Annotated in this window: 17 protein-coding genes and 2 tRNA genes; 3 read left to right on the top strand and 16 right to left on the bottom strand. The window is 67.1% G+C overall.

Translation table 11 applies throughout. The features are described 5' to 3' along the window. Positions 1–355 precede the first annotated feature (355 nt). Positions 356–892, top strand: coding sequence for an acyloxyacyl hydrolase (locus tag FBZ87_RS24660; RefSeq protein ID WP_186454962.1), 537 nt, complete (start codon positions 356–358; stop codon positions 890–892). A gap of 181 nt (positions 893–1,073) precedes the next feature. On the opposite strand, the gene FBZ87_RS24665 is transcribed toward FBZ87_RS24660, so the two are convergent. The 12 genes from FBZ87_RS24665 to miaA form a co-directional block, all read right to left on the bottom strand. Next, positions 1,074–1,149 (bottom strand) — tRNA-Lys (locus tag FBZ87_RS24665). A 263-nt stretch (positions 1,150–1,412) separates the two neighbouring features. Continuing rightward, positions 1,413–1,488, bottom strand: a tRNA-Lys gene (locus FBZ87_RS24670). A gap of 180 nt (positions 1,489–1,668) precedes the next feature. After that, the gene (rodA, locus tag FBZ87_RS24675) at positions 1,669–2,823 is read right to left on the bottom strand and encodes a rod shape-determining protein RodA (RefSeq protein ID WP_145613255.1); all 1,155 of its coding nucleotides are present in this window, start codon (positions 2,821–2,823) and stop codon (positions 1,669–1,671) included. Then, on the bottom strand, positions 2,820–4,772 hold the full coding sequence (mrdA, locus tag FBZ87_RS24680; RefSeq protein ID WP_246134581.1) for a penicillin-binding protein 2: 1,953 nt from the start codon (positions 4,770–4,772) through the stop codon (positions 2,820–2,822). The genes rodA and mrdA overlap by 4 nt, the downstream gene beginning before the upstream one ends. Before the next feature lie 147 nt (positions 4,773–4,919). Then, positions 4,920–5,429: a rod shape-determining protein MreD gene (gene mreD / locus FBZ87_RS24685; RefSeq protein ID WP_145613256.1), complete on the bottom strand. Its 510-nt coding sequence runs from the start codon at positions 5,427–5,429 to the stop codon at positions 4,920–4,922. 7 nt (positions 5,430–5,436) lie between these two features. Further along, the gene (gene mreC / locus FBZ87_RS24690; protein ID WP_277907875.1) at positions 5,437–6,309 is read right to left on the bottom strand and encodes a rod shape-determining protein MreC; all 873 of its coding nucleotides are present in this window, start codon (positions 6,307–6,309) and stop codon (positions 5,437–5,439) included. A 121-nt stretch (positions 6,310–6,430) separates the two neighbouring features. After that, positions 6,431–7,459, bottom strand: a complete 1,029-nt coding sequence (locus FBZ87_RS24695) for a rod shape-determining protein (RefSeq protein WP_040849683.1) — start codon at positions 7,457–7,459, stop codon at positions 6,431–6,433. Positions 7,460–7,796: 337 nt separating this feature from the next. Beyond that, positions 7,797–9,353: a 2-isopropylmalate synthase gene (locus FBZ87_RS24700; RefSeq protein ID WP_145613258.1), complete on the bottom strand. Its 1,557-nt coding sequence runs from the start codon at positions 9,351–9,353 to the stop codon at positions 7,797–7,799. A gap of 304 nt (positions 9,354–9,657) precedes the next feature. After that, positions 9,658–10,677, bottom strand: coding sequence for a ketol-acid reductoisomerase (gene ilvC, locus FBZ87_RS24705; protein ID WP_145613259.1), 1,020 nt, complete (start codon positions 10,675–10,677; stop codon positions 9,658–9,660). A 104-nt stretch (positions 10,678–10,781) separates the two neighbouring features. Continuing rightward, the gene (ilvN, locus tag FBZ87_RS24710) at positions 10,782–11,312 is read right to left on the bottom strand and encodes an acetolactate synthase small subunit (RefSeq protein WP_050898675.1); all 531 of its coding nucleotides are present in this window, start codon (positions 11,310–11,312) and stop codon (positions 10,782–10,784) included. 55 nt (positions 11,313–11,367) lie between these two features. Continuing rightward, positions 11,368–13,143 (bottom strand): acetolactate synthase 3 large subunit, encoded by a 1,776-nt coding sequence (locus tag FBZ87_RS24715; protein ID WP_145613260.1) that lies wholly within the window; start codon positions 13,141–13,143, stop codon positions 11,368–11,370. 129 nt (positions 13,144–13,272) lie between these two features. Then, a complete protein-coding gene (miaA, locus tag FBZ87_RS24720; RefSeq protein ID WP_342780932.1) occupies positions 13,273–14,202 on the bottom strand; it encodes a tRNA (adenosine(37)-N6)-dimethylallyltransferase MiaA in 930 nt (309 codons plus the stop codon). A gap of 159 nt (positions 14,203–14,361) precedes the next feature. On the opposite strand from miaA, the gene serB reads away from it, so the two are divergent. Continuing rightward, complete coding sequence (gene serB / locus FBZ87_RS24725) at positions 14,362–15,282, top strand: phosphoserine phosphatase SerB (protein ID WP_145613262.1); 921 nt, start codon at positions 14,362–14,364, stop codon at positions 15,280–15,282. A 13-nt stretch (positions 15,283–15,295) separates the two neighbouring features. Here the strand turns inward: serB and FBZ87_RS24730 are convergent, their stop codons facing one another. From FBZ87_RS24730 to hflK, 4 genes are all read right to left on the bottom strand, one after another. After that, positions 15,296–16,852 carry a DegQ family serine endoprotease gene (locus FBZ87_RS24730; RefSeq protein ID WP_145613263.1) on the bottom strand — a complete coding sequence of 519 codons (1,557 nt, stop codon included), beginning with the start codon at positions 16,850–16,852 and terminating at the stop codon, positions 15,296–15,298. 168 nt (positions 16,853–17,020) lie between these two features. After that, complete coding sequence (locus FBZ87_RS24735; RefSeq protein ID WP_145613264.1) at positions 17,021–17,206, bottom strand: DUF2065 domain-containing protein; 186 nt, start codon at positions 17,204–17,206, stop codon at positions 17,021–17,023. Positions 17,207–17,234: 28 nt separating this feature from the next. Next, positions 17,235–18,125, bottom strand: a complete 891-nt coding sequence (gene hflC / locus FBZ87_RS24740) for a protease modulator HflC (RefSeq protein ID WP_145613265.1) — start codon at positions 18,123–18,125, stop codon at positions 17,235–17,237. Positions 18,126–18,138: 13 nt separating this feature from the next. Beyond that, positions 18,139–19,470, bottom strand: a complete 1,332-nt coding sequence (hflK, locus tag FBZ87_RS24745; protein ID WP_342780933.1) for an FtsH protease activity modulator HflK — start codon at positions 19,468–19,470, stop codon at positions 18,139–18,141. A 238-nt stretch (positions 19,471–19,708) separates the two neighbouring features. On the opposite strand from hflK, the gene apbC reads away from it, so the two are divergent. Further along, positions 19,709–20,830 (top strand): iron-sulfur cluster carrier protein ApbC, encoded by a 1,122-nt coding sequence (apbC, locus tag FBZ87_RS24750; RefSeq protein ID WP_145613352.1) that lies wholly within the window; start codon positions 19,709–19,711, stop codon positions 20,828–20,830. Positions 20,831–20,881: the final 51 nt, after the last annotated feature.

The following is a 20,881-nucleotide window of genomic DNA, read 5'->3' on the forward strand; positions in this document are numbered from 1 at the left end:
TATCGTGCGCCCCACGCCGATTTTTCCGGCCTGTGACGCCCGACATCGCCCCCACCCCCGCCTTGCGGCCTATACCCCTGATATTGTGCAGTCGCGAAACCATATACGATGAGCGCATTACGTCTATGGGGCGCGCTTTCATGAAATCGTAACTGGGACGCCCTATTAAGGCGACGCCCAGGGTGTGGGTATGGCCTTGCGCGTGTGTAGCCTGGGTGGCTGAACGCCTGTTTGTCGCATATGCGCAACAGTCGTCGGCTATGCGAGGCAAAAGGTAGCGGTCACTGCTTTGGTCGTTGAGTTGCCTGGCCTATTCGGGAATCATCCTGAAAACTTCTTAATAAGGATCGCGGTCGTGATACGGCGTCTTCTGAAGTCCACGGTATTGGCGTTGGGGCTGGTTACAGCCGCGGCGCCGGCGTTCGCCGAGGACACCCCCAGCTTCCTCAGCTTCGGCATCGGCGAGTACGACGTGCTGCGGACCGGGCCGAAGCACAACACGACCGACTACCGCGTCGAGTATCGCCCCAACACCTCGCTGTTCAGCAACAGCTGGATCCGCATCAGCCCCTGGGTGGGCGGCGAGTTCACCGGCCAGGGCGGCGCGTATGGCGTGGGCGGCGTCCTGTTCGACATTCCGCTGGGCAGCTCCTTCGACTTCACGCCCAACTTCGGCGTTGGCGTCTACGGCACCGGCAGCGGCAAGAACCTCGGCAGCTGGGTGGAATTCCGCTCCACCGCCGAAATCTCCTACAAGTTCGAGAACCAGAGCCGCGTGGGCCTGTCCTTCGGCCACATCTCCAACGCCGGCATCGGCGAAGTGAACCCCGGTTCCGAAATCGTGACCCTGTACTACCACATCCCCACCAGCTGGCTGTTCGGCGGCTGGTAAGCCGGTCGAGGCCATCAGGTCGCGATGGATCAGAAGGGCGCCTCCGGGCGCCCTTTTTCGTTTGGCGAATTCAGGTGTGCGGCCGTCCCCTTGGCAGGCGCGCTCAACGCATATGCGAAATAGCCCTCTATCCCGAGGGGATAGGGCGTCTCATGTCAGCAATGATGGAGTTTAAGAGGAGTGGTGGGTGTACAAGGACTCGAACCTTGGGCCCGCTGATTAAGAGTCAGCTGCTCTACCAACTGAGCTATACACCCGCCCCTCATGAGCCGCCGCCGTGGCGCCGGCCGCCGGGTCTTGCGTCCCGGTGAGGGCGGCTTTGTAGCGTCCTGGCGCGGGCTTGTCGACAGAAAAATGACAGGAAAAATGCGATGCCGCCCGGCGCGGGCGAATGGCACCCATGCGGGGTTCGACAGCTGGAAGTATAGGGAATCTTAAAGGCTTAGCGCGAGCCCAAACGCCAACAGCCCGGCCTTAGAGGCCCGGCGCGCAAAGACGGCGATGTCATGGGGAAGAGGAGTGGTGGGTGTACAAGGACTCGAACCTTGGGCCCGCTGATTAAGAGTCAGCTGCTCTACCAACTGAGCTATACACCCGCCCCCCGAAGGCCGCCACCGTGGCGCCGGCCTGCCGGGTCTTGCGTCCCGGTGAGGGCGGTTTCATACGGCGATAGGCGACGCTTGTCGATAGAAAAATGCATCGGCGCATCGACATGGCGCCCTTGCAGGAACAAAGGGGACGGCAAGCGGGTGCCGTGCCCCTCCCCGCCGGGATGGTCAGAAATCACTCATGCCGCGGCGGGACATGCGGACGTCCCGATGCACATGGACGCACAGCAGCAGGCCGAAGCCGATCATGACCGTCAGGGCCGACGATCCGCCGTAGGAGATCAGCGGCAGGGGCACGCCCACCACCGGGATCAGGCCCATGACCATGGCGATGTTGATGAACATGTACAGGAACAGGTTCACCGTCAGCCCCATGGCCACCAGGCGGCCGTACTGGTGCCGGCAACGCATGGCGATGACATAGCCGTAGACCAGCAGCAGGGCATACATCGCCAGGAACACCAGCGCGCCCACCATGCCCATCTCCTCCGCCAGCATGGTGAAGATGAAGTCGGTCTGCTTTTCCGGCAGGAAGTTCAGGTGGCTTTGCGACCCCATGAGAAAGCCCTTGCCGAACATGCCGCCGGAGCCCAGGGCGATCTTGGATTGCATGATGTGATAGCCATGCCCCAGGGGATCGTTCTCGGGGTTCAGGAAGGTGTTCACCCGGTTCTTCTGGTAGTCATGCATGAAGTGCCAGATGACCGGAATGGCGGCCAACACGCTGCCAATGACCAGGGCGAACTTCCACAGCCGCACGCCCACCAGCCAGAAGATGGCGCCCGATACCATCAGCAGCATGAGCGAGGTGCCCAAGTTGGGTTGCAGCAGCACCAGGCAAACGGGCGCCACGATCATGACCAAGGCCGGGATCAGGAAAGTGATGCGGCCGGTGTCCTCCAGCGAGGCGCCGTGGAAATAGCGCGCCAGCGCCATCACCAGCGTCACCTTCATCAACTCGGACGGCTGCAGCTGCATGAAGCCCAGGTCGATCCAGCGCTGCGCGCCCATGCCGACGTGGCCCATGACCTCGACCACGATCAGCAGGAAAAAGGCGATGCCGTAGAGGAAGTAGGAAAACTTCAGCCAGAGGCGGATGTCGATCAGCGCCACCACCAGCATCAGCACCAGGCCCACGGCAAAGCGCATGATCTGGCGCGTGGCCCAGGGGTCGAAGTTGCCGTTGGCGGCGGAATAGAGCATGGCGAAGCCGATGCAGGCCACGGCCGTGATCAGCAGCACCAGGCTCCAGCTGATCTGGCCCAGCTTCTCCCCCAGGCTCATGTTGGACTGGGGGTCCAGACCCATGTCGAGATTGATCATCGCGGCGTTCCTTCCCCCGGCATGGCGGGGGCGGCTGTGACTTGGGTCGATGCGGACGGAGTGGCGGCCGCCGCACCGTCGCCCGCGGGCGCGGTGGCGCCGGCATCGGCCTGCTGGGCCCGGGCCGCTTCCATCAGCTGGATTTCCAGCAGCAGATCGCGGGCGATGGGGGCGGCCACCGAGCTGCCGCCCACACCGTGCTCCACGATGATGGCGCAGGCGTAGCGCGGCGCCTGCACCGGGGCGAAGGCGATGAACAGGGCGTTGTCGCGGTCCTTCCAGGGCCGCTCGGCCTTCAGCAGGCCGGCGTTGCGCTCCGCCATGGTGATGCGCTTGACCTGGGCGGTGCCCGACTTGCCGCCCATCTCGAACCCCGGCTGGGTGATGCGGGCGGCATAGGCGGTGCCACCGGCGGAGGTGACGCCCGCCATGCCCGCCAGGACGCGCTGGATGAATTCCGGCTTCACCCCGATGTCGGGCCAGTTGGTCTGCTCGGTGTATTCCTGCTCCACCGCCTTGGTCAGGTGGGGCTTCACCGCCTTGCCGCCACTGGCCAGGCGGGCGCACATCACCGCCAGCTGGATGGGGGTGGCGGTGACGTAGCCCTGACCAATGGCCACGCTTAACGTTTCGCCATCGTACCAATTTTCCTTGTAGGTACGGCGCTTCCACTTGGTGTCGGGAATGATGCCGGTCTTTTCGCCCGGCAGGTCCAGGTCGGTGCGGTCGCCCAGGCCGAAGCGGCGGGCCATGTCGGCGATGCGGTCCACGCCGATGCGCCGCGCCAGGTCGTAGAAATAGACGTCGCAGGACATGCGGATGGCGTCGTGCATGTCGACGGAGCCGTGACCGCCCTTCTTGTAGCAGTGGAAGGTGTGGCCGCCGAAATCGTAGTGTCCGGGGCAGAAGACCCGGTGGGTGGGATCCACCCCCGCCTCCAGGCCCGCCAGCGCCGTCATGGGCTTGAAGGTGGAGCCCGGGGCGTAGTGGCCGGCCACCACCTTGTTGGTCAGGGGCGAGGCCTCGTTCTTGATCAGGCTGTCATAGAGGTCCTGCGGGATCCCCATGGCGAACTGGTTGGGGTCGAAGCTGGGGTGGGAGGCCAGCGCCAGGATGCCGCCCGTTTGCACGTCCAGCACCACGGCGGCGGCACTCTCATGCTCCGCCAGGCGCTGCTGGGCGTAGTACTGCAGCTTGGCGTCGATGGTCAGCGTCACCTGATGGCCCGGCTGGCCGTCGTTGCGCGCCAGCTCGCGCACCACCCGGCCCACGGCGTTGACCTCCAGCTGGCTGGTGCCGGCGGTGCCGCGCAAGGCCAGGTCGTGTTTGCGCTCGATGCCACTCTTGCCGATGCGGAAGCCCGGCAGGGACAGCAGCGGATCGCGGGCGTTCTGCAGTTCCTGCTCCGACACCACGCCGACATAGCCCAGGATATGGGCCGCCTGCTCCCCGAAGGGATAGGAGCGCACCTGCCCTACCTCGATGGAGACGCCGGGCAGGTCGGGCAGGTTGACCTCGATGGCCGAGACCTGGTCCCAGGTCAGGTTCTCCCGCAGGGTCACGGGCGCGAAGGAGCGCAGGCGGTCCACATCACGCAGGATGCGGCGGCGGTCGGCATCGGTCAGCGGCAGCAGCTTAACCACCTTGTCCAGCGTCTCATCCACGTCGTCCGTGCGCTCGGACACCAGCACGGCGCGGAAGTTCTGCTCGTTCACCGCCAGGGGCACGCCGCTGCGATCGACGATGATGCCGCGCGAGGGCGCCAACAGGCGCAGGGAGATGCGGTTGTCCTCGGCCAGCGTGGTGTAGTGGTCGCCCTCCAGGACCTGCAGGTAATAGAGCCGCGCCACCAGGGCGGACAGGGCGCCGGCCTTCAGCCCGCCCAGCACCAGCGTGCGGCGGTTCATGACGCGCTGGCGCTCGGCGTCCCTATCGATCGCATTGAACATAAGTGGGTACCGTTCCCTAAAACGCCGGGCGCCCGCTTCCGCGGGCTTGGCTTCCTCAGTTCAAGAGCAGCATCGCCGCCCTAAAACTTCCGGCGGCCCTTTCACCTAAATGACGGGTCGCGTCCTAAAAATACCAAGGCCGCCAGCTCAGCTCAGCAGGCTGCGGTGCAGCTTGCTAAAGCACCAGGCCGGCAGCGGGAACAGCACGATGGCCAGCAGCGCCTGGGCGACCACGTTCCCCGGGGCCACCAAGTGCGCGGTCATCAGGCTGTAGGCCACCCATTGCACGGCCCCCGCCCCCACCGCCACCAGGGCGAAGCCCAGCCACAGGAACCAGAAGGAGTTCCCCAGGAAATAGCGCCGCTGGGTCAGCACCAGCCAGTAGGCCAGCACATAGACCAGCGCGCTCATGCCCAGGGGCGACCCGCCCAGAAGATCCTGCAGCACCCCGATGCCGAAGGCCATATAAGGCTTCAGCAGGTCGGGGCGGTAGATCGCCCAGTAGTAGATGGCCATCAAGGTGAGGGGCGGCGCCACGAAGGAATAGTCGGGCAGCTGCAAGGGCATCATCCCCACCAGCATGGCCGCGACCGTGGTGCTGAACGGCACCGAGTTCCGCCCGGCCTGGTCCAGCCGCTGCCAAATGCCAACCGCCATGGCGGCGTTACTGCATGGCGCCGGGCTGGGCCGCCTCGGCCGCCAGTCCGCCGGGAATGCCGAAATCGACCAGCTGCACATATTCGATGCGCGACAGGTCGACGATGGGGGTCACCCGCGTTTCCCCATCATGGGTGGCGGCGACGATGCCCACCGGCAGGCCGGCGGGGAACAGGCCGCCATGGCCGGAGGTGAACACCCGCTCACCCACCGTGGGCTCCACGCCGCGCGGAATGTACATCAGGCGCGGCTGGTCGGAGTTGTCGCCCGACAGCATGGCGCGCTGACGGGTGGTTTCCAGCACCACGGGAATGCGGGCGTTCAGGTCGGTGACCAGCAGGATGCGGGACGACCATTCCCCCACCTGCACCACGCGGCCGATGACGCCCTGGCCAGCCATGGCGGCCTGGCCCCGGCGCACGCCGTCGCGCTGCCCCGCCATCACCACCAGGGTGCGGACGAAGGCGCCGCCGGGATCGGCGATGACGCGGGCGGTGATGTAGGAGGCGGCCGGATCGGGCTTGTAGGCCAGCAGGCCGCGCAGGGAGTTGTTCTCCGCCTCAAGCCGCAAGGCCGTCTGCTGCCACTGGCGCAGGCGCTCATTATCCTCGCGCAGGCGCTGGTTCTCGGCATAGAGCGCCGTCAGCTGGCGGCCGGACTCCAGCACACTGGCCACGGCGCCTGCAGGGCGGGCGATGAAACCCAGGATGGGGGCGAAGGCGTCGGTGACACGGGCGCGGGCGGCATCGATGAACACAGGGTCGACGCGAGTCATCATCATCAGCCCGATGGCGGCCAGCACCATCAGCAGAAATGAGAATCGCTGCAGCAGCGCCCGCATGGGTGCTGCGATCCTGAGCGCGGTGCCACCGCTGCGCATCTTCACAGGCAGTCCCCGTCCCGCTACAGGGGGCCCGGCAATGCATCCGGTTTGGATACGATGCCGGCCCCGTCCCAAAAAAACGTCCCAGGCGCCCATGTGGGCGCCCGAAGGCCCTTGGTCAATACATGCTGATCAGCACGTTGCGCAGGGTCTTCATCTCCTCCAGCGCCCGGCCCGTGCCCAGCGCCACGCAGGACAGGGGATCGTCGGCGATCGACACCGGCAGCCCCGTGGCATGGCGCAGGACGAAGTCCAGGTTGGACAGCAGCGCACCACCACCGGTCAGCACGATGCCCTTGTCCACGATGTCGGCCGCCAATTCGGGGGCCGTGTGTTCCAGCGCGACCTTGACGGCCTCGATGATCTGGCTCACCGGCTCCGCCAGGCTTTCGGCGATCTGCCGCTCGCTGATGATGAGTTCCTTGGGAACCCCGTTCATCAGGTCGCGGCCCTTTATCTCCATCACCCGGCCCTCGCCGTCCTCCGGCGGGCAGGCGGAACCGATTTCCTTCTTGATGCGCTCGGCCGAGCCTTCGCCCACCAGAAGGTTATGGTTGCGGCGGATGTAGCCGATGATGGCCTCATCCATCTTGTCGCCGCCCACGCGGACCGAGCGGGAATAGACGATGCCGCCCAGCGACAGGACGGCCACCTCGGTGGTGCCGCCACCGATGTCCACCACCATGCTGCCCGTCGGCTCGGTCACCGGCAGGCCGGCGCCGATGGCGGCGGCCATAGGCTCCTCGATCAGGAAAACGCGGCGGGCGCCGGCGGCTTCGGCCGATTCCTGGATGGCCCGGCGCTCGACGGCGGTGGAACCCGACGGCACGCAGATGATGACCTGCGGGCTGGCGAAGCTGCGGCGGTTGTGCACCTTGCGAATGAAATGCTTGATCATTTCTTCCGCAACTTCGAAGTCGGCGATGACGCCATCGCGCAACGGACGGATGGCCTGAATGTTGCCCGGCGTGCGGCCCAGCATCAGCTTGGCCTCGTCACCGACGGCCAAGACCTGCTTTTTGCCGCGGACGTTCGCAATCGCGACCACGGACGGTTCGTTCAGGACAATACCGCGACCCTTGACGTAGACCAGCGTATTGGCCGTGCCGAGGTCGATCGCCATATCGGCGGAGAAAATGCCAAGCAAGTTCGTAGGACATCGGTTAGTGGGTTGCGGGAAAGTGGCCCTGCGCACCGCAGTTTCCGCATGGGAAACGAGCATCGCACCGCCATAGGGGTTGCATAGAACAGAATCGCTAGGCCGCTCAAGCCCTGATGACAGCCCATCCGTGATTTTATCGCCGCGGCGCGGAATGCCTGCGGATCAAGGGACGCCCGGGGGGCGGTTCCGGTGCACCCGGGCACCTTCACCGCTCACCGCACCCGCCCCGGCAACCTGCGGGCGCACTAACAAGCCACCTGCACTGCCCGCCCCCCCGATCCCACGCGGGACTCGGGATTAAGCGGTTAACGTCTGTATCGCCTCAGGCGCTGATCGCCGCCGGCGCCGTCTTCTGTCGCTTGACCAGCAGCTTGTTCAAAGCGTGCAGGTAGGCGCGGCAGGAGGAGACCAGGGTGTCGGCGTCCGCCCCCTGGCCGTTCACCGTCTTGCCGCCCTCTTCCAGGCGCACGGTCACCTCGGCCTGGGCGTCGGTGCCGGCCGTCACGGCATGGACCTGGTAAAGTTGCAGCCGGGCCTCGTGCGGGAACACCTGCTTGATGGCGTTGAACACGGCGTCCACCGGGCCGTTGCCGAAGCTGACCACCGGGGGCACGGCCTCACCCCCCACCGTCACCTCCAGCACCGCGTGCTGCGGCCCGCGCGACCCCGCCACCACCTGCAGCGAGACGAACTGGATGTGGTCGTGCTGGCGGCCCACCTCGTCATCGATCAGCGCGATGATGTCCTCGTCGAACACATCCTTCTTGCGGTCGGCCAAATCCTTGAAGCGGCGGAATGCCTCGTTCACGGCGTTGTCGCCCATGTCCTCGTAGCCCAGTTCCTTCAGCTTGGCGCGGAAGGCGGCGCGGCCGGAATGCTTGCCCATCACCAGGGTGGAGCGGTTCAGGCCCACCGATTCCGGGGTCATGATCTCATAGGTGCCGGCGTGCTTCAGCATGCCGTCCTGGTGGATGCCGGATTCATGGGCGAAGGCGTTGGCGCCGACGATGGCCTTGTTGGGCTGCACCACGAAGCCGGTAATGGTGGACACCAGGCGCGAGGCGCGGGTGATGGCCTCGGTCTTGATGCCGGTCTTGTACGGCAGATAGTCGGCGCGGGTGCGCAGCGCCATGACAATCTCTTCCAGGGCGGCGTTGCCCGCGCGTTCCCCCAGGCCATTGATGGTGCATTCCACCTGCCGCGCACCGCCGGCGACACCAGCCAGGGAGTTGGCCACGGCCAGACCCAGGTCGTTGTGGCAATGGACGGAGAAGATGGCCTGGTCGCTGTTGGGCGTCTTTTCCCGCACGGCGCGGATCAGCGCGCCGTATTCCTCCGGCACGGCATAGCCCACGGTGTCGGGAATGTTGATGGTGGTGGCGCCGGCCTTGATGGCGGTTTCCACGCAGCGGCAGAGGAAGTCCAGCTCGGTGCGGGAGCCATCCTCGGCCGACCATTCCACGTCCTCGACATGGTTGCGGGCCAGGGTCACGCTGTCCCAGATGGCCTGGACCACGGCGTCCGGCTCCATCTGCAGCTTGTACTTCATGTGCAGCGGGCTGGTGGAGATGAAGGTGTGGATGCGCTGGCGCGCCGCGCCCTTCAGCGCTTCGGCCGCGCGCTCGATATCGTTGCGGTGGGCGCGGGCCAGGCCGGCGATGGTGGCGTTGCGCACCACCCGGCCCACCTCCCGCACCGCCTCGAAGTCGCCATTGGACGCGGCGGGGAAGCCCGCCTCGATCACGTCCACGCCCATCTCCTCCAGCGTCTGGGCGATGCGGATCTTCTCTTCCAGGTTCATGGAGGCGCCGGGCGACTGCTCGCCGTCGCGCAAGGTGGTGTCGAAGATGATGACGCGGTCGGAAGACGGGTGGGTCATGGCGAAAAATCCTGCGCTGCCGCCGCCGGGTGCGGACGGTACGGATAGGGGGACTGACAACAGGCCAAGCCGGATTCGTCTGATCTACGCCGCAATCCGGCCGGTGGCAACGGCGGACAGGCGTTTTGTTGCCGCAGGACAGATCTTGCGGAAACGAATGCGCAAAAATTTGCTGCACCAGCGAAACGAAAAAGCCGGCGCCCCGCAGGCACCGGCTTAATCTTCTGGCTTAATCTTCTGGAAGGTCCCCTCAGCAGCCGGGCACGGCCACCCGGCCGCCTGGCTGCCGGGTGGTAAGACCCGCTTAGTTGCGGCTCTTGTCCACCAGCTTGTTGCTGGCGATCCAGGGCATCATGGCGCGCAGCTTGCCGCCCACTTCCTCGATCGGGTGCTCGGCCTCACGGCGGCGAGTGGCCTTGAAGCTGGGCAGGCCGGCCTTGTTCTCCAGCATCCAGTCGCGGGTGAAGCGGCCGGACTGGATGTCGTCCAGCACGCGCTTCATCTCGGCCTTGGTCTCACTGGTGACGATGCGCGGGCCGGTGACGTAGTCGCCATACTCGGCGGTGTTGGAGATGGAGTAGCGCATGTTGGCGATGCCGCCCTCGTAGATCAGGTCCACGATCAGCTTCACCTCGTGCAGGCACTCGAAGTAGGCCATCTCCGGGGCGTAGCCCGCCTCGACCAGGGTCTCGAAGCCGGCCTGGATCAGCTTGGTCAGGCCACCGCACAGCACGGCCTGCTCACCGAACAGGTCGGTCTCGCACTCTTCCTTGAAGGTGGTCTCGATGATGCCCGAGCGGCCGCCGCCCACGGCGGAAGCGTAGGACAGCGCCACTTCCAGGGCGTTGCCCGAGGCGTTCTGGTGCACGGCCACCAGGCAGGGGACGCCGCCGCCCTTCTGGTATTCGCCGCGCACGGTGTGGCCGGGGCCCTTCGGGGCGATCATGAACACGTCCAGGTCCGGCCGCGGCTCAATCAGGCGGAAGTGCACGTTCAGGCCGTGGCCGAAAGCGATGGCGGCACCCTGGCGCAGGTTGGCGGCCAGCTCGTCGCGGTACAGGTCGGCCTGCAGCTCGTCCGGCGTCAGGATCATGACGACGTCGGCCCAGGCGGCGGCCTCGGCCGGGGTGACCACCTTGAAGCCCGCGCCTTCGGCCTTCTTGGTCGTGGCCGAGCCGGCGCGCAGCGCCACCACGATCTCCTTCACCCCGCTGTCGCGCAGGTTCTGGGCGTGGGCGTGGCCCTGGCTGCCGTAACCGATGATGGCAACCTTCTTGCCCTTGATCAGGTTAACGTCGGCGTCACGATCATAATAAACGCGCATGGGTCTCAGCCTTTTGTTGGTTGCGCCCGCCAACCCTTGGGGGCGCGCTCTCATGGATTGTCGCCATTCCGGTCACCCGGGGAAAGCGGTTTGGAAAAAACCGGTCAGATGCCGCCGGGGCCGCGGGACATGGCCACCACGCCGGTGCGCGACACGCCCACCAGGCCCAGTTCCGCCATCAGGCCGATGAAGCGGTCCAGCTCCTCGCCCTGCCCCGTGATCTCGAAGACGAAGCTGGTGATGGTGGCGTCGACCACCCGCGCCTTGAACACGTCGGCCAGGCGCAGGGCCTCCACCCGCTTCTCGCCCGTGCCGGCCACCTTGACCAGCGCCGTCTCGCGCTCGACGAAGGGGCCTTCCAGGGTCAGGTCGTGTACCCGGTGCACCGGCACCAGGCGGCCCAGCTGCGCCTTGATCTGCTCGATGATCATGGGTGTGCCGCTGGTGACGATGGTGACGCGCGACAGGGTGGCGTCGCGGTCGACCTCCGCCACCGTCAGGCTTTCGATGTTGTAGCCACGGCCCGAGAACAGGCCGATGACGCGGGCCAGCACGCCCGGCTCGTTATCCACCAGGATGGAGATGGTGTGGCGCTCGATGGCGGTGCTGGCGAAGGGCGAAGGACGGGCGGTCAAGATGGGCTCCGGTCAGGCGAGGCGATGAAAGTGGCGGCGAAGGGAGGAACGGCGCTCATACCAGCACCATGCCGTCCTCCGGCGTCGCGTTCTCCACCTTCTCGTCCGGGCCCAGCAGCATCTCGTTGTGGGCGCGGCCGCCGGGGATCATGGGGAAGCAGTTTTCCTTCTGGTCCACGCACATGTCGACGATGACCGGGCGCTTCACCTTGATCATCTCGGCGATGACGTCGTCCACCTGGCTGACCTCGGTCGCCCGCAGGCCCACGCCGCCGAAGGCGTCGGCCAACTTCACGAAGTCGGGCAGCGCCTCGGAATAGCTTTCCGAGTAGCGGCCGCCGTGCAGCAGTTCCTGCCACTGGCGGACCATGCCCATGTACTGGTTGTTCAGGATGAAGACCTTGACCGGCAGGCGGTACTGCAGGGCGGTCGCCATTTCCTGGATGTTCATCAGGATGCTGGCCTCGCCCGCCACGTCGATGCACAGGGCGTCGGGATGGGCCACCTGGGCGCCGATGGCCGCCGGCAGGCCATAGCCCATGGTGCCGAGACCGCCGGAGGTCATCCAGTGGTTGGGCTTGTCGAAGGGCAGGAACTGCGCCGCCCACATCTGGTGCTGCCCGACCTCGGTCGTGATGTAGACGTCGTCCCGGCCGGAGATGGCGGCGCGCAGGCGTTCCAGCGCGTACTGCGGCTTGATGATCTTGGGCGTCTTGTCGTAGCGCAGGCAGTCGCGCGCCCGCCAGAACTCGATCTGCTCCCACCACTCGGCCAGGGCCGCCTTGTCCGGCTGCTTGCCGCGCGCCTTCCAGATGCGGATCATGTCCTCCAGCACATGGGCGGCATCGCCGATGATAGGCACGTCCACCCGGACGTTCTTGTTGATGCTGGACGGGTCGATGTCGACGTGGATCTTGACCGAATTGGGCGAGAATTCCGAAACCTTGCCGGTGACGCGGTCGTCGAAGCGGGCACCGATGCAGACCATGACGTCGCAGCCGTGCATGGCGAGGTTCGCCTCGTACGTGCCGTGCATGCCCAGCATGCCCAGCCACTGCCGGTCGGACGCGGGATAGGCACCCAGCCCCATCAGGGTGGTGGTGCAGGGATAGCCCGTCATGCGCACGAACTGGGTCAGCAACTGGCTAGCCACGGGGCCGGCGTTGATGACGCCGCCGCCAACGTAGAATATGGGCCGCTTGGCCTTGGCCAGCAGGTCGATGGCCTCTTCCACCCGGTTCAGGTCCGGCTTCACCTGCGGGCGATAGCTCTTGGGCATGCTGTCGGCCGGGGAGCGGTAAGCCCCTTCCGCGAACTGCACGTCCTTGGGGATGTCGATGACGACGGGACCCGGGCGGCCGTTCTTGGCCACGTAGAAGGCCTCGTGCAGCGTACGCGCCAGGTTGTTGACATCCTTCACCAGGTAGTTGTGCTTGGTGCAGGGGCGGGTGATGCCCGTGGTGTCGCATTCCTGGAAGGCGTCGTTGCCGATCAGGTGCGTGGCGACCTGGCCCGACAGGCAGACGATGGGAATGCTGTCCATCAGCGCATCGGCCAAGCCGGTGACGGCGTTGGTGGCGCCGGGGCCGCTGGTGACCAGCACGACGCCGACCTTGCCCGTGGACCGGGCATAGCCCTCGGCCGCGTGCAAGGCCGCCTGTTCATGGCGGACCAGGATGTGGCGGATATCGTTCTGCTGGAAAAGCGCGTCATAGATGGGAAGTACCGCACCGCCCGGATAACCGAAAATGACCTCTACGCCCTGGTCCCGCAACGCCTTCAGGACGATGTCGGCACCGGTCAGACTGGTCTCGTTCGTGGCAGCACTCATTTCCCAAAAATCCTGGTTTCCAGTCACCCCGTCAGGCCCGCTCACCGGACCCGCTCGGGAATACCCCAGCCCCCTTCGCAAACGCGAAAGCCGGGCGGATCGGGACCGTAGACGGAACTGTACCTAGGGTCAACCGGTTTTGCGAATTATCGCAAAGATTTCACTCAACAGACTTTCGATTAATTTCTCATAACCGGTATGCGTCTGACTGAAACCGGGATCAACCCGGCGGGCTTCCGCCATTTGGTGACGGAACCACGTGGTCTGTCGCTTGGCGTAATTGCGCGTGTGGCGCTGCGCCAAGGCCACCGCCTCATCCAACGACAGCGCACCGGAAAGATGGGCCGCCAGCTCCGGCACGCCCAGCGCCTTCATGGCCGGCAGGTCGGGATCGAGGCCCAGATCCAGCAGGGCCCGCACCTCGTCCAACGCCCCCCGCTCCATCATGCCCAGGAAGCGCGCGTCGCCATTGGCGTAGAGCCGGTCGCGCGGTGGGTCGACGACGATGGTGTGGAAGGCCAGGTCGGCCGGCGCCGTGGCTTCCGCCGCGCGCTGCCACTCCCCCAGGGTGCGGCCCGTGCCCACCACCACCTCCCACGCCCGTACCAGGCGCTGGGTGTCGCCGGGGGCCAGCCGGGCCGCCCCCTCCGGATCCCTGGTCGCCAAATCCTGGTGGAAGGCGGGGCCGCCCAGTTCCGCATGCAGGGCCTTGGCCCGGTCCCGCACCGCGCCGTCGATGGCGGGGATGTCGGCGATGCCGCTCATGAGGGTGCGCAGGTAGAGGCCGGTGCCGCCCACCAGGATGGGCCGCTCGGCCGCCCGCACCTCCGCCAGCGCCAGGTCGCGCCAATGCGCGGCGGACATGCGCAGCGACGGCGGCACGGCGCCATAGAGGCGGTGGGGCGCCTGGGCCAGGTCGTCCGGGCCGGGCTGGGCGGTCAGCAGGGCGAGACCCCGGTACACCTGCATGCTGTCGGCGTTGATGACGGTGCCGCCCAGGCGCACCGCCAGGTCCAGGGCCAGGCGCGACTTGCCCGAAGCTGTCGGCCCACCGATCACCACAACGAGTTTGGGCGCCCCCTCGGGTTCATTTGTTACAAGATCCGGGCCCGCAACAGCACTGATCGCAGGGGCCGGATGCCCCACTGCGTCTTGCCTGCCGCCTCCGCCCCCCGTATCAAGACCGGCGGAAGCCCCCTCAAACCCTTCGGACATGCCATGACCCATGTGGTGACCCTGATCGCCGGCGCCCCCCTGACAGAGGCGGAGGCCGCGGCGGCGACGCTGGACGATAGCATGGTCCGGGCGGCGCGCGCCGCCCTGCAGGCGCTGGGGGCGGAGACCAGCACGCCCGATTGGCTGGCCCCGGGCCGCGCCTGCGACATCGCCTTCGCCGGCTTGCATCCCGACCAGGCACAGGCGGCCTGCGCCCAGGCCCTGTTGGGTCAGCCGGTGGACGCCATCACGCAGGAGTCGGCCGGCCGGCGCAAGGCCGTGCTGGTGGCCGACATGGAATCGACCATCATCCACCAGGAGATGCTGGACGAGCTGGGCGCCCTGATCGGGCGGCGCGACACCATCGCCGAGATCACCCGCCGCGCCATGAACGGCGAGATCGACTTCAAGGGCGCGTTGCGTGAGCGCGTGGCACTGCTGGCCGGCATGGACGCGGCGGTGATCGAGGACCTGAAGGGCATCGTCACCCTGATGCCGGGGGCCAAGTCCCTGGTCGCCACCATGCGCAAGCACGGCGCCCATTGCGCCCTGGTGTCCGGCGGCTTCAAGCCGTTTACCGCGTATGTGCGCGGCATCCTGGGCTTTGACGAGGACCAGGCCAACGACCTGGTGATCCAGGAGGGCAAGCTGACCGGCCAGCCGGTGGAACCCATCCTGGACAAGGATTCCAAGGCCGCGGCCCTGACCCGCATCTGCGCCCAGCGGCGCGTGCCCTTGACCGCCGCCGTCACCGTGGGTGACGGCGCCAACGACCTGCCCATGCTGCTGGCCGCCGGCCTCGGCATCGCCTTCCACGCCAAGCCGGCGGTGGCGGCGGCCGCGCGGGCCAAGGTGGACCACGGCGACCTGACGGCCCTGCTCTACGCCCAGGGCTATCGCGAGAGCGAGATCGTGGCCGGCTGACGTCCGGCGCGGCTTATTCCAGCGGCAGGGCCACGAACAGCAGGTCGCCGGCGCGTTCCACCAGCAGCAGCACCGCCTTCTGGCCGTTGTCCTTGGCCTTGGCCACGCGGGTCGCAACGTCGTTGGGGGTGCTGACCTCCTCCTGGCCGACCTCGACGATCAGGTCGCCGGCCTTGATCTCGCGCTTGGCGGCCGGGCTGTTGGGGGCGACGCGCACCACGGCCACGCCCTGGGCATCGTCGCGCACGCTGAACTTCTGCCGGACCTTGGGGCTGAGCGCGTCCAGGGTCAGGCCCACGCTGTCGATGGTGCCCTCGGCCTCGGCCGGCCCGTTGCCGGTGGCCGCGGTCGCCGCCCCGCCCTCGGTATCCTCCTTCAGCTCACCCAGCGACACGGTCACGTTGGTCTTGCCGCCCTTGCGCAGCACCACCAGGGCCGCCTTATGGCCCACCGGCTCCTCCGCCACGATGCGGGGCAGCATGCGGCCGTTGGTGACGTCCTTGCCGTCGATGCTGATGATGACGTCGCCCTGTTTCAGGCCGGCCTGCTCGCCCGGCCCGCCGGGGCTGACCACGGCCACCAGGGCCCCGCGCTGCTGCTTCAGGTTCAGGGTGTCGGCGATGTCGGGCGTCACGTCCTGGATCTGCACGCCCAGCCAGCCGCGCCGCACCTTGCCGGTCTCGCGCAGCTGCTGCACCACGTTCTTGATCACCACCGCCGGGATGGCGAAGCCGATACCGACCGACCCGGCCTCCCCCTCGTTGGAACCCGGGGAGAAGATGGCGGTGTTCATGCCGATGACCTCGCCGTTGAGGTTGATCAGCGGGCCGCCCGAATTGCCGAGATTGATGGAGGCGTCGGTCTGCAGGAAGTCGTCGTACTTGCCGGCGCCGATGTCGCGGCCGCGGGCGGAAATGATGCCCGCGGTCACCGTGCCGCCCAGGCCGAAGGGGTTGCCGATGGCCACCACCCAGTCGCCCACCTTCAGCGCGTCGCTGTTGCCCCACACCATGGCGGGCAGCTTGGACGACGGTTCCACCTTCAGCAGGGCGATGTCGGTGGCCTTGTCGGTGCCCACCAGCGTCGCCTTCATCTGGGTGTCGTCCTGCAGACGCACCGTGATCTCGTCGGCGCCCTCGATGACGTGGTTGTTGGTCACCACATAGCCGGAAGCGTCGATGATGAAGCCGGAGCCCAGCGAGGTGGCGCCGCCCTTGTCGTCACCGCTGCCCTGGTCATTCTCCTTCTGCCGCTGCTGATAGTCGCGGAAGAAGTCGCCGAAGGGCGAGCCGGGCGGGAACTCAGGCATGGGCAACTGCCCCTGCTTCTTGTTCTTCACCGTCTGGGTGGTGGAGATGTTCACCACCGCCGGCAGCATCTTTTCCACCAGGGGCGCGAAGCTGTGGGGGGGCGGCTCCGCCCGGGCGGGGGCGGGGTCACCGCAGGCCGTGGGCAGCAGCAGGACGCCCAGCACCATCAATGACCGGCGCAGGGCCGGGAACCGGCGGAGCCCTTCCTTCTTGGCAGAGGAAGCCGTCGGCGAAGATGCTGTGAAGGCGGGGGACGTCACTGTGGGGCCACTCCTGGCAGGGGGACGCCTTAAAAATGGCATCCGCCCGTCATCATTCCATGTTCCCGTTTCGGGGCCCCCACTATAGGGGGGTGAAGTCGCGCCTGTTAAGGGGAATGGCTCGTGTTATCGCAAGGGGATAGGGCATTGGGCCGCCGATTTGTCCCCTTAGCGGCGCGCCAGCCACACCAGGCCGACGCCGATGCAGGCCCCCGCCAACCCCGCCCAGCGCAGGCGCTCCGCCGATGTCTCGGCCATACGCGCCGCCAGCCGGCGCATGGTCCCGGGCATGAGGGCATAGCACACGCCCTCCAGCACCAGGGCCAGCGCGGCCCCCGTCCATAAATCATTCAAAAGCTTAGGTTCCCTGCCATCGCGCGTCTTATTTGTCCGGCCGGCGGCGATCACCGGCTCCCCCATTGGCGCCCAGGTACTTGAAGAAGTCGGCGCCGGGCGACAGCACCAGGGTGGTGTCGTCGGGTTTCAGCGTGTCGCGGTAAGCCTGGAGGCTGCGATAGAAGCTGTAGAATTCGGGGTTGCGGCCGATCGCCTCATTCATGATGCGAATCGCCTGGTTGTCGCCTTCGCCCCGGGTGATCTGGGCCTGGCGCTGCGCCTCGGCCAGCAGCACGGTGCGGTCGCGGTCGGCGCGGCTCTTGATCTGCTGCGACAGTTCCTGGCCCTGGGCGCGGGCCTCCGCCGCCTCGCGCTCGCGTTCGGAGCGCATGCGGGCGAACACCGCCTGGCTGGTCTGCTCCGGCAGATCGGCCCGGCGCAGGCGCACGTCCACGATCTCGATGCCCAGGCGCTGCGCTTCCTGGTTCACCTGGCCCTTGATGTCGGCCATGACCTTCTCACGCTCCTGCGACAGCACGGCCGGCAGGGCGACGTTACCCAGGACACGGCGCATGGCGGAGTTCACGATGACCGACAGGCGCAGGCGGGCCTGCTGCTCATTGCCCAGGGTCTGGAAGAACATCAGCGGGTCGGCGATGCGGTAGCGGGCGTAGGCGTCCACCTCCAGCCGCTTCTGGTCGGCCAGGATGGCGCTTTCCACCGGCGGGTCGATGTCCAGCACCCGGCGGTCCAGCACCACGACGTTCTGCACGAAGGGGATTTTCGCCCACAGGCCGGGCTCGCGGATCACGCGCTTGGGCTCGCCGAACTGCAGCACCAGGGCCTGCTGTGTCTGGTTGAGGGTGAAGAAGCTGCCCTGCAGCAGGATGGCGGCCAGCACCAGCAGGCCCAGGGGAAGGATCCAGCGTTTTTCCATGATGCCGTCCCCCTCACTTGGCCGACGCGGCCGGGGCGGCCGGCGGGGTGGCGGGATGCGTGGGCGTCTTCAGCATGTCGTTCAGGGGCAGATAGGGCACGGCGCCGCCGCCGGCCTTGTCGTCCAGCAGGATCTTGTGGGTGCCCTTCAGGATCTGCTCCATGGTCTCGATGTATAGGCGCCGGCTGGCGGCGTCGGGGGCCTGGGCATAGGCCTCCAGCACCTGCTGGAAGCGCTTGGCGTCGCCCTGGGCCAGGTCCACCACCTGGTCGCGGTAGGCCTGCGCCTCCTGGTTCAGGCGCTCCGCCTCGCCGCGGGCGCGGGGGATGATGTCGTTGCGGTAGGTTTCCGCCTCGTTGCGCAGGCGTTCACGGTCCTGGCGGGCGCGCTGCACGTCGTTGAAGGCCTCCACCACCGCCGGCGGCGGCTCCACCCTTTGCAACTGCACCTGGGTGATCTCGATACCCGCCTGGTACTGGTCCAGAATGGTCTGCAGCAACTGGCGGCTGTCGTTCTCGATACGCTGGCGGGCATCGGTCAGGGCCGGCTGGATCTCGGTGCGCCCGATGATCTCGCGCATGGCGCTTTCCGCCACCTTCTTCACCGTCTCTTCCGGTTCGCGGATGTTGAACAGGAACTTGGCCGGATCCTTGATGACCCAGAAGACGGCGAAGTCGATGTCGACGATGTTCTCGTCGCCGGTCAGCATGGTGCTTTCGTCGGCCACGTCGCGGTCGCTGACGCTGCGCCGGCCGTCGCCCTGGCTGCGGTAGCCAATCTCGATGCGGTTCACGCGCGTGACCTGGGGCAGCAGCACCTGCTCGATGGGGGCCGGCAGGTGATAGCGCAGGCCCGGCTGTTCCACCCGCACCGGCTTGCCGAAGCGCAGGACCACGCCCTGCTCATCCGCCGCCACGCGGTAGACACCTGTGGCCAGCCACAGCGCCGCCACCGCCGCCACACCCACGCCGATGACGCGGCCGGTGCTCCAACCGTTCAAGGTGAAGGGACTGCCCGAGGGAGCGCCGCCTCGCGGCCGGCCATTCCCGCCTGGGCCACCGGCGCCGTTCCGCCCCCCGCCACCGCCCAGCAGGACGCGCAGGCGCTCTCCGCTCTGGCGCACGGCGTCCTCCAGCCCCGGTTGGGGGCGGGAGCCGGGCTTGCCGGCGGATGATTTGGACGACGACGAGCCGCCGGCGATGCCCTCGCTCTGGCCCCAGGGGTTGTGGGGGGCGGATCCGCCCGAGGCGGGCTTATCCGAGGATTTGTCCTTGGGGGCGTCCTTGCCGGGACCATCCCCCGATCCGTTGTTGCCGCCGTTCGACCCTTGATTGGACCAGGGCATGTTCGCCTTTCCCGCTTCCCACAAGATCTGTTTGGAAGATCTGATTATTCGGAAACCGATACCCTATATGAAGGGCACCCTAGACAGAGGGCGGCGGCCTCATGGCCGCCATGGCGGCCATCTCTCCCCCGGGCTTCCCCCCATTTCGGCGGCACCGTATATAGTCGGGCGTTCGCAGGGAAGCCCGACACGGGCGATATGACCCCCCGCCCCCCACTTTACAAGATGAAGGCGTTTGATCATGGCGGTTACCGAGTCCCAGGTGTTGGAGGCCCTCCGGCAGGTGGCGGACCCCGATCGCGGGTCTGACATCGTCAGCCTCAAGATGGTTTCCGGCGTCGCGGTGAAGGACGGCCATGTCCACTTCACCCTGGAGGTCGACCCGGCACGGGGTGCCGCGCTGGAGCCGCTGCGCCAGGCCGCGGAGAAGGCGGTGGACCGCCTGCCCGGCGTGCTGTCGGTGACGGCGGTACTGACCGCCCACCGCCCCGCCCCCAAGGCCGTTTCCGGCGGCGGCGCCCCGGGAACGGGTGCGCCGGGTGCCGGCAAGCAGCCCAAGGCCGGGGTTCCCGGCGTAGCCGCCATCATCGCCGTCGCCTCAGGAAAAGGTGGGGTGGGCAAGTCCACCACCTCCACCAACCTGGCGCTGGCCATGGCCGCCAATGGCCTGAAGGTGGGCCTGCTGGACGCCGACATCTACGGCCCCTCCATGCCGCGCATGATGGGCCTCAGCGGCAAGCCGGACAGCGCCGACGGCAAGCGCCTGGACCCGCTGGTCAACTACGGCATCAAGGTCATGTCCATGGGCTTCCTGGTGGCCGAGGACACGCCCATGATCTGGCGCGGCCCGATGGTGATGAGCGCCCTGACCCAGATGCTGCGCGACGTCAACTGGGGCGAGCTGGACGTGCTGGTGGTCGATATGCCGCCGGGCACGGGCGACGCCCAGCTGACCATGGCGCAGAGCGTGCCGCTGGCCGGCGCCGTCATCGTCTCCACCCCGCAGGACATCGCCCTGCTGGATGCCCGCAAGGGCCTGAACATGTTCCGCCGCGTTGACGTGCCCGTCCTGGGCATCATCGAGAACATGAGCTATTTCTGCTGCCCCAACTGCGGCCACCGCAGCGACATCTTCAGCCACGGCGGTGCCAGGGCCGAGGCCGACAAGCTGGGCATCGACTTCCTGGGCGAGGTGCCGCTGGACATCGCCATCCGCGAGACCAGCGATGCCGGCACGCCCATCACCATCCACCAGCCGGACGGCGTGCACGCCCGCACATATCGCGCCATCGCCGCCCGCGTGGCGGAGAAGATCAAGGCCGGCGGCGGCCGGGCAGCCCCCCGCTTCGTGATCGAATAACTCTATCGCCTCATAGGTAAACCCTTGGAAAAACAGCGGGACGCGGGTGCC

The organism is Nitrospirillum amazonense (assembly GCF_007828035.1).
Classification (GTDB): Bacteria; Pseudomonadota; Alphaproteobacteria; order Azospirillales; family Azospirillaceae; genus Nitrospirillum; species Nitrospirillum amazonense.